The sequence below is a fragment of the uncultured Phenylobacterium sp. genome, from assembly GCF_902826855.1.
Taxonomy (GTDB): Bacteria; Pseudomonadota; Alphaproteobacteria; order Caulobacterales; family Caulobacteraceae; genus Phenylobacterium.
This window is the reverse complement of the sequence record NZ_CADEGK010000179.1, coordinates 1-9,439: the sequence shown is the minus strand read 5'-3', so window position 1 is coordinate 9,439 and position 9,439 is coordinate 1. Positions and strand designations below refer to the sequence as shown.

General features: G+C 69.0%; 7 protein-coding genes. 3 read left to right on the top strand and 4 right to left on the bottom strand.

Going from position 1 to position 9,439, the window contains the following annotated elements; translation table 11 throughout:
- Positions 1-26: 26 nt before the first annotated feature.
- A complete protein-coding gene (locus QZV94_RS19655; RefSeq protein WP_293680785.1) occupies positions 27-722 on the bottom strand; it encodes an N-formylglutamate amidohydrolase in 696 nt (231 codons plus the stop codon).
- A gap of 104 nt (positions 723-826) precedes the next feature.
- On the opposite strand from QZV94_RS19655, the gene QZV94_RS19650 reads away from it, so the two are divergent.
- From QZV94_RS19650 to QZV94_RS19640, 3 genes are all read left to right on the top strand, one after another.
- Entirely contained in the window at positions 827-1,741 is a 915-nt protein-coding gene (locus QZV94_RS19650) for a transglutaminase family protein (RefSeq protein ID WP_293680782.1), read from the top strand.
- Positions 1,742-1,756: 15 nt separating this feature from the next.
- A complete protein-coding gene (locus QZV94_RS19645; RefSeq protein ID WP_293680779.1) occupies positions 1,757-2,581 on the top strand; it encodes a transglutaminase family protein in 825 nt (274 codons plus the stop codon).
- Between the two features lie 142 nt (positions 2,582-2,723).
- Positions 2,724-4,733, top strand: coding sequence for a hypothetical protein (locus QZV94_RS19640; protein ID WP_293680776.1), 2,010 nt, complete (start codon positions 2,724-2,726; stop codon positions 4,731-4,733).
- A gap of 17 nt (positions 4,734-4,750) precedes the next feature.
- Here QZV94_RS19640 and QZV94_RS19635 read toward each other — a convergent pair whose 3' ends face one another.
- The 3 genes from QZV94_RS19635 to QZV94_RS19625 form a co-directional block, all read right to left on the bottom strand.
- Entirely contained in the window at positions 4,751-6,697 is a 1,947-nt protein-coding gene (locus QZV94_RS19635; RefSeq protein ID WP_293680773.1) for an Ig-like domain-containing protein, read from the bottom strand.
- Positions 6,698-6,912: 215 nt separating this feature from the next.
- Positions 6,913-8,232 carry an MFS transporter gene (locus QZV94_RS19630; RefSeq protein ID WP_293680770.1) on the bottom strand — a complete coding sequence of 440 codons (1,320 nt, stop codon included), beginning with the start codon at positions 8,230-8,232 and terminating at the stop codon, positions 6,913-6,915.
- 37 nt (positions 8,233-8,269) lie between these two features.
- The coding region (locus QZV94_RS19625; RefSeq protein WP_293680767.1) for a methylmalonyl-CoA mutase family protein at positions 8,270-9,439 on the bottom strand (1,170 nt) is incomplete at its 5' end.

Sequence of the window (9,439 nt, the reverse complement as noted above, 5' to 3'; positions counted from 1 at the left end):
CGTCTCCGCGCCGGCGCTGCAGGGGCCTACGGGGTGAGATCCTCCAACGCCGCCGGCAGCACTCTCGCCACCATCTCGGCGATCGCCTCCTGTCCGGCGGCGTCGGCCAGCAGGTCCTGGCGGACTTCAAGTTCCACATAGTCCAGGCCCCGGCCGATGGCGTGGTGGGGGATGGTGAAGTCGACGTCGTCCATGCGGTAGGGCTCGTTGTCGCCGACCTCGCCGGCCTCGGGCTCGGCCCGCAGGCGGGCCAGCATGGCGTCGGAGAAGGCGCTGCCGCCCAGGTGCAGGATGCCGAAGCGCCAGGGCCGCTCGAACGCCTGCATGACCGGCGTGAACGAGTGCAGGGCGACGACGATCGTCGGCAGGCCGCGGGCCTGCCGGGCGTCGAGCTCGGCGGCGATGGCGGCATGGTAGGGCGTGAACACCTGATCGATCCGGGCCTGGCGCTCGGCGTCGGTCAGGTCGGCGTTGCCGGGAATGGGCGTGCCATCGCTGACTGCGGGAATGGAATCCGCACGTGCGGGATCGCGATTGCAGTCGATCACCAGCCGCGAGAATCGCTGGGCGATGAACGGCGCGTCCAGCCGCTGCGCCAGCAGCAGGCCCAGGCCGGCGACGCCGATGTCCCAGGCGATGTGGCGGGAAAGATCGGGCTCGGAGAGGCCCAAGGTCCCCAATCGCGACGGCATGTCGCGGCCGGAATGGTCTCCGACGAGCAAAAACGGCCCCGAGGCGCCTGGTTTGGCAACAATCGCAGCTTCACCATCACCCGTGTCGATGGGTCGCTTGGACGCGGCTCGGGAATCGACGGAGCTTCGCTGCAATGCCGATCGTCTCCATCAGTCATCGGACCACCTATCGCTACCGCAACCCGGTGGCGTTCGGCGAGCACCGCGTGATGTACCGTCCGGTCGAGAGCTTCGACCAGCGCGTTCTGGGCGCCAGCCTGGAGATCAGCCCCGAACCTGGCTTGCTGCGCCATGTGCAGGAGGCCAGCGGCGCTGTGGCGGCAGTGGCGCGGTTCGCAGCCCGCTCGGACCGCCTGACGTTCGAAAGCCAAGTGACCCTGGAGCATCACCCCGCCGTGGCCTTCGAGCTGGAGCGCGAGGGGGTGATCCTGGGCGAGCGGCCGTTCGCCTACGCCACCGCCGACGCTGCGGATCTCGCCCGCTGCATCGCGCGCCACCATCCCGACGCAGGCGAACTGGAGGCCTGGGCGCGTCGGTTCGTGCGGCCGTTGGGGTTCACCCGGCTTTCGACGCTGCTCTCCGACATGACGCACGCGATCCGCGGCGAATTCTCCTATGGCAAGCGCCTGGAGGGTCCGCCGCAGACGCCGGCCGAGACGCTGGAACGCCGGTCCGGCAGCTGCCGTGACTTCGCCGTGCTCCTGGCGGAGGCCGCCCGCAGCCTTGGGCTCGCGGCGCGGTTCACCTCCGGTTACATCTATGGCGGCCCCTCTAAGGGCGACCGCACCGGCGCTGGCCACACCCACGCCTGGACGCGCGTCTATCTGCCGGACTGCGGCTGGACCGACTTCGATCCCACGAACGGCATCGTCGGAAACCACGACCTGGTCCGCGTCGCCGAAGTGATCGATCCGAAGGCAGCCGTGCCCTTGCACGGGCGTTGGTCGGGCCTGAAATCCGATTTCTTGGGCATGGACGTTGAAGTCGACGTTCGCGTCGACTCTCCGACGCAACCTGCCTCCGTGCTGAGAGTTGCGCAGGGAGGTTAGTCCAGGGGAATTTCAGTGCGCATAAGAGCCGGGTACAAGATCACTTACGACTGTCCGGCCCCGACGCCGATGCTGCTGATGCTCAACGTGCGGCCCGAGCGGCTGGCCGACCTCGAAACCCCGGACCTGATCCACACCACGCCGCACGTCCCGCTGCGCCAGTACCGCGACCAGTTCGGGAACCTGTGCGCCCGCATCCTGGCCCCGGCCGGGCGTATGGTGCTGAGCGGCGACTTCGTGATCCGCGATTCCGGCCAGCCGGACCCGGTGTTTCCCGACGCCAAACAGCTCCCCATCGACGAGCTGCCCGACGATGTGATCGTCTTCCTGCTGGGTTCGCGCTACTGCGAGACCCAGGCTTTGAACGAGCTGGCTTGGAGGCTGTTCGGCGGCATCGAGCCTGGGTGGGCGCGGGCGGCGGCGATCGTGAAGTACGCCCACGAGCGCATCACATTCGGCTACAAGCATGCCCGCCCTACTCGCACCGCGTTCGAGGCGCATGAAGAGCAGCTCGGGGTCTGCCGCGACTACGCCCACCTGGCGATCACGCTCTGCCGCTGCATGAACATCCCGGCCCGCTACTGCACCGGCTACCTGGGCGACATCGGCGTGCCGAAGGACGGTCTCATGGACTTCAGCGCCTGGATGGAGGTGTACCTCGGCGGCCAGTGGCTGACGCTGGACGCGCGCCACAACAAGCCCCGGATCGGTCGCATCATGATGGCGGTAGGCCGCGACGCAACGGACGTCGCGCTGGTCACCCACTTCGGGCCGGCGACCCTCGCCGGCTTTGAGGTGGTCACCGACGAACTGCCGGAGCAGTTGGCGCGGGTGGGTTAGCCGCGCGGCGTCCGGCGGCGAGGCGACACCACGGCTCCGCTGCCCCGAAATAATGCTGTAATCTGGCGAGCGACAAGCTTAGCCTGACGCCGCCGTCATTTTCGGGACGAGCCTGCGTGTCCGCCCTCAGAGGGATCGAACCATGACCCGCTTCACCGCCCTGGCCGCCCTGCTGGCCTCGACTGCCCTAGTTTCCGGCTGCGCAACCGACAACGGCGCGCGCTCGGCGATGGCTGGCGGGTCGGCGGTCGACGCCGCCGCCGTGAGCCGGACGGTCGACAACTTCATGCTGGTGGACGCCAATCTTGAGGCGCACGAGCTGTACCGGCTGTCTGACGCCCCCGCCGTGGTGATCGTCACCCAGGCCAACGGCGACCGAACACTCCAGGCGCTGGCCCCGACGCTCAACACCCTGGCCGCCGCCTACGGCGCCAGGGGCGTCGAGTTCAGGCTGCTGAACTCCAACCTGAAGGACAGCCGCGAGGCGATCCAGGCCGAGGCGGAGAAGGTGGGCTACACGCCGCCGATCCTGATGGACGTGAACCAGCTGGTGGGGGAGAGCCTGGGGGTCACGCGCGCGGCCGAGGCCTATGTGATCAACCCCAAGACCTGGGCCGTCGTCTACCGAGGGCCGGTTGCTGGCGCCGGCGCGGCGCTGGACGCCTTCCTGGCCGGCAAGCCGGTCCCGGCGAACGGCGGCGACGGCGCCGGCGGGATCATCGCCTTCCCCGAGCGGGGTGTGGTCCAGAAGGCCACCTACATCAAGGATATCGCGCCGATCCTTGAGGCCAAGTGCGTCGCCTGCCACCAGCAGGGTGGGATCGGCCCGATGCAGCTGACCAGCTACGACATCGTCAAGGGCTTCGCCCCGATGATCCGCGAGACGATCCGCACCGACCGCATGCCGCCGTTCAACGCCAGCCCGCACGTCGGCAAGTTCAAGGGCGACAAGAGCCTGACGCCGGCGGAGATCAAGACGGTGGTGCACTGGGTCGAGGCCGGCGCGCCGCGCGGCGAGGGCCCCGATCCGCTGGCGGCCGTGAAGCGGGTGGCCGCAGAGTGGCCGCTGGGCAAGCCGGATCTGATCCTTGAGGTGCCGGCGTTTAAGGTGCCAGCCGCCGGGGTCGTGGACTACCAGCGCCCGGCGACGGCCAACCCGGGCACGGAACCCCGCTGGATTCGCGCGACCACCGTGCAGCCCGGCGACCGACAGGCGGTGCACCACCTGCTGAGCGGCTGGACGCCTGAGATGCCGAAGGACGGCAGGACCTCCGAGACGCAGTGGCGCGGATCTGTGGGCGGCTATGCGGTGGGCGCGGAGAGCAACATCGCGCCCAGCAACATCGGCACTTACCTGCCCGCCGGCGGCGCCGTGGGCTTCCAGATGCACTACACGCCGTATGGCAAGGAGACGACCGACAAGTCCCGCGTCGGGGTCTACTTCTACGACAAGCCGCCGGAACTGATGATGCGCAACGTCGTGGTGATCGACCCCACGATCGAGATCGCGGCGAACGCCGGCCGCCACAAGGAAGTGGCCTACGTCGAGTTCCCGAACGACGCGATGCTCTATTCGGCGTTCCCGCACGCCCACTACCGGGCCTACGCCTCCGACCTGTGGCTGCAGACGCCGGACGGCAAGAAGAAGCTGCTGCTCTCGCTGCCCCGCTACGACTTCAACTGGCAGCGGTCGTATGTGTTTGCCGAGCCCATCAAGATCCCGGCCGGCTCGCGGATCGTCGCCAACTACGTCTACGACAACTCCAAGCGCAATCCGGCCAACCCCGACCCGAACCGCAAGATCACCTGGGGCGAGCAGTCCTGGGAGGAGATGCTGTTCACTTCGCTCGCGTTCCGCTGGCTGGACGAAACCGCCGCCAAGCAGGTCGACCACGACGCTCGCTTAGCCAAGACGCGCATGCTGGGAATGATGGACGACAACCTGGACGGCAAGCTCCAGAAGGCGGAGCTGCGCGGCCAGGTGGGGAGTGCGATCGGCATGGCGTGGGGCCGCCTGGACGCGGACAAGGACGGCTCGCTCAGCAAGGACGAACTGGCGGTCGCGCAGGCCTTCATGGAGCGTCGCGGTCGCGGCGGTCCTGACCGGCCCGCCGAAGGTCCGAACGCAAACACGCCGCTCGGGTTCGACTAGGCGCCCGCCGGCTCGGGCTAGGCCGCGAAGATCCAGTCCGGCGCGAGCGAGGCCAGCGCGACATTGGCGAGCGTCATCTCCGCGCCGCCTTCCATGGTGATCACCGTGTCGAGCCCGACCTGGGCTGCCACGTAGATCGTACCGAGGTCGAGCATCACCCGGTCACCCTCGGCGAAGTTGAAGTCGGTCACTAGGTCGACGCCGGCTGCGCCGAAGCTGTGGAACAGGTCGGCGCCCAGGCCCCCCGTGACGGTATCGCTGCCCCTGTCGCCGGAGACGAAGTCGTTCCCGTCGCCGCCCAGCACCTGGTCGTCGCCCTGGCCGCCGCGCACCGTGTCGTCGCCGCGGTCGCCGGAGGCATAGTCGTCGTCCTCGCCGCCGTAGACGACGTCCTGGTCCTGGCCGCCGAGCACGGTGTCGTCACCCTTGTCGCCGGCAACGTAGTCGGCGCCGGTGTTGCCCTGCACATGATCGTCGTCCTGGCCGCCGAGCACCCAGTCCGCGCCGGCGCCGCCGGCTACGTCGTCGGCTCCGATGTTGCCCTGCACCCTGTCGTCGCCGGCGTCGCCCGAGACGGTGTCGTCGCCAGACCCGCCGCTGACCACATCGTCGGCGTCACCGGCCACGATGGTGTTGCTCAAGGCATTGCCGACGATGATGTCGGCGCTCGCCGTGCCGGGCATCTCGATTGGCGCAGGCGGGGGCGGGGGCGGCTGCTGCGCGGGCGTCGGCGTGTCGATCTCGTAGTTGTTCGAGCTGGTCACGCCGATCCCGGCGTTGCCGGCAGCGTCGGCAATGAGGGTCCTGTCCAGGGTGACAACGTTGCTCGTGTCGGTGACCCCGGCCGTGGGCGTCAGCGTCGCGGTCCAGGTGACATTGTCGCCGGTGGTAAGGTTGGACAGCGATCCGTTCTCAGTGGCCACGTCGGCGAGGACGAAGCCGGTCACCGCCTCGGAGAAGGTGAAGGTCACCAGGGAGGTTTCTGCCGCGAGCAGCCCGCTCTCGGTGACCACGATCGACGCCGTCGGGGCGGCGGTGTCGATGGCGTAGTTGTTGGAATAGGCAACGCCGGCCCCGACGTTGCCGGCGGCATTCTCGATGGCGGCGTTGTTGAGGACGATGAGGTTGGTCGCCTCGGTGATGGCCGCGGTTGGGGTGAAGGTTCCGGTCCAGACGACCCCGCCGTCGGCCGTCGTGATGGTCCCTATCGCCCCGTTGGCGATGACCATGTCGCCGGCGTCGAGGCCGCTCACGGCTTCCGAGAAGGTGAAGGTGACCAGCGAGGTCTCGCCGACCTTCAGCGCGTCGTCGGTAAGGACGATGGTGGCGGTCGGACGCACTGTGGAGACGGCGTAGCTATTGGAATCCTGGCTGCCGAGGCCGGTGTTCCCGGCCAGGTCTGTGATGGTGGTCAGATTGAGGCTGATGAGGTTGCTCGCGACCGTGACTGAGGCGGTGGGCGTGAGGGTCGCCGTCCAGGTGATCCCGTCGCCGCTGTCGGTCACCGCGCTCAGCGTGCCGCTGGCGATCGTCAGGTCGGCATTGGCGAAGTTGGTCACGGCTTCCGAGAAGGTGAAGGTGACTGGGGCCGCGTCGCCGGCCCGTAGGGTGTCGTAGTCCACTACGACGCTCGCCGTGGGGCGCTCCGTGTCGACGGCGTAGTTGTTGGAGGAGGCGACGCCCACGCCCGAGTATTCGGTGTTCAGGTCGTAGATGACCGACATGTCCAGGGTGACCATGTTGGTCGCGTCCATCGTCCCTGCGGTGGGCGTGAAGGTCGTCGTCCAGGTGATGTTGTCGGATGTGGCGTACCCGCCGACGCTGCCGCTCGGATACGTCTGCCCGCCCGCATATTGGAAGTTCGGCGCGTAGACGGCCTCGGAGAAGACGAAGGTGATGAGCGAGGTCTCGCCAACGCCGATACTTGCGTCGGCGACGGTGATGGTGACGGTGGGAACGCCCATGGAGGTACGCCTGCGATACTGGGGCTCCGCCGGATCGCGGCGGCGACAGGTCCGGACGCGGGGACGAGACGTCCGACCATGTCCAGCATCACGTTGGGGATCGCGCTTGCGGCTCGATGAGGGCCGATCGCTAGTGGCCGGTTCCGAAGACGACGCACTGCGTCACCTGTTCGCGGCCACCCACGACCTTATGGCCGCCACTCCGCAACAAGCCGTTAGTGAGCTTCACCATGGCGCGGCTGCGCGAACGCGCCCCGCTTCGCCCTGGCCCGCAGGACCAGCACGATCGTCGCCGCGATGGCGAAGTTGGCGGCCACCACCGCGAGGCCCGCGTGGTAGGTCCCGGTCGCGTCCCTAGCGACGCCCCACAGGGACGGGATCACGAACGAGCCCAGTTGGCCCAGCGAGTTGATCGCCGCCACGCCCACCGCCGCCGAACGCGGGTGCAGGATCGCGCCGGGCGTGGTGAAGAACAGCGCGAGGCCGGCCACGTTGAAGGCCGTGTAGGTCACGTAGCCCACGATCACCGCCGCGGGCGCCTCCGTGGCGGCCAGCAGTGCGAGCGCGGCGGCGACCACCAGCATTGGGCCGGCCACGAATATACCCCGGTCGCCGGTGCGGTCCGATAGCCAGCCGTTAGTGAGGATCAGCGCCGCTCCGGCGAGGTTTGCGGCGGCCGCGATGTAGCCGATGGCGTCGGCGCTGAGGCCGGTGGCGCCCCTGACGATCTCGGGCGCCGACAAGGTGAAGGCGTAGCCCGAGCCGAGCGCCAGGAAGTTCACCGCGACCAACGCCGCAACCGTGGGGCTGAGCAGCGCCCGGAACGGGTTCGGGTGGTCGCCGGAGCGCCCGGCCGCGTCGGCGGCTAGCCGCGCCGTGAGCCAGGCCTTCTCGGCCGCGGAGAGCCAGCGGACCTTCTCGGGCCGGTCCGGCAGGCAGAACAGGATCACGATGCTCAGCAGCACCGCCGGCAGACCCTGCGCCAGGAACAGCCATTGCCAGCCGGCCAGCCCAAGCGTGCCCTGCATCCCCAGCAGGCTGCCCGAGACGGCGCCCATGGCGGCCGCGCCCAGCGGCACGGCGAAATAGAACCGCGTGATCGCCCGCGCCCGATGCGTCTCCGGGAACCAGAGCGTCACGTAGTAGAGCACGCCCGGGAAGAACCCGGCCTCCGCCGCGCCCAGCAGGAAGCGCATCAGGTAGAACTGCCAAGGCGTCTGGACGAAGGCCATGCCCATGGCCAGCACGCCCCAGGTGATCATGATCCGCGCGATCCAGCGCCGGGCCCCGACCTTGGCCAGCACCATGTTGGAGGGGACCTCCAGCGCTGCGTAGCTGAGGAAGAACAAGCCGCCGCCCAAGCCGTAGACCGTGGCCGAGAAGCCGAGGTCGCGGTTCATCTGCAGCGCCGCGAAGCTGATGTTGACCCGGTCGACGTAGGCGATGGCGTAGCCCAGCGCGATCAGCGGCAGGAGCCGCCAGGCGATCTTGCGCAGCGTGACGGCCTCGGAGACCGGTTCGTCCGTCTCGGTCATGGGCCTGTCCCCCAACAACGCCCGCGGGATTGAGACCCTACTGCGCCGCCTGCTCCTGGGCGTAGCCGAGCTGTTCGTTCAGGCGGTCCAGGACGGTGATCGCCGCCTCCGGGATCACGGTGCCGGGGGTGAAGATGGCGGAGACGCCCATCTCATCCAGCGCTTTCAGGTCCTCCGGCGGGATGACGCCGCCGACGAAGACCAGGATGTCGGGGCGGCCCAGCTTGGTCAGTTCTGACTTCAGCTCCGGCACCAGGGTCAGGTGGCCGCCGGCCAGCGAGCTTGCGCCCACCGCGTGGACGCCGGCGCCGACGGCTTCGGCGGCCGCCTCGGCCGGGGTCTGGAACAGGTCGCCGATCTCCACCTCGAAGCCGAGGTCGGCGAAGCCCGAGGCGATCACCTTCTGGCCGCGGTCGTGGCCGTCCTGGCCCATCTTGGCAACCATCAGGCGCGGCTTCTTGCCGTCGGCCTGGGTGAAGGCTTCGGCCATGGCGCGGGCGCGTTCGGTGGCGGCGGTGGCGCCGGACTCGCGCAGGTAGACACCCTTCACCGCGTCGGCGCGGGCCTTGTGGCGGCCGAACACCTTCTCCAGCGCGAAGCTGATCTCGCCCACGGTGGCCTTTGCGCGGGCGGCGTTGACGGCCAGCTCCAGCAGGTTGCCGTTGCCGGCCGCGCCGGCGGTGAGCGCATCAAGGGCGGCGGCCAGCGCCTCGGGGTCGCGCTCGGCCTTCAGACGGCGCAGCTTCTCCAGCTGGGCGTTGCGCACCGCGGTGTTGTCGACCTTGAGCACCGGGAGCTGGTCCGGCACGTCGGGACGATAGCGGTTCACGCCGACCACGCTCTGCTTGCCCGAGTCGATGCGGGCCTGGATGCGGGCGGACGCCTCTTCGATCCGGCGCTTGGGCAGGCCCTCGTTGATGGCCTTGGCCATGCCGCCCAGGGCCTCGACTTCGGCGATGTGGGTGAGGGCGCGAGCGGCCAGGTCGGCGGTCAGGCGCTCGACATAGTAGGAGCCGCCCCAGGGGTCGATCACCCGGTTCTGGCCGCTCTCCATCTGCAGGAAGAGCTGGGTGTTGCGCGCGATGCGCGCCGAGAAGTCGGTCGGCAGCGCCAGGGCCTCGTCGAGCGAATTGGTGTGCAGGCTCTGGGTCTGGCCGCCGGTGGCGCCCATCGCCTCCACGGCGGTGCGGGCGACGTTGTTGTAGAC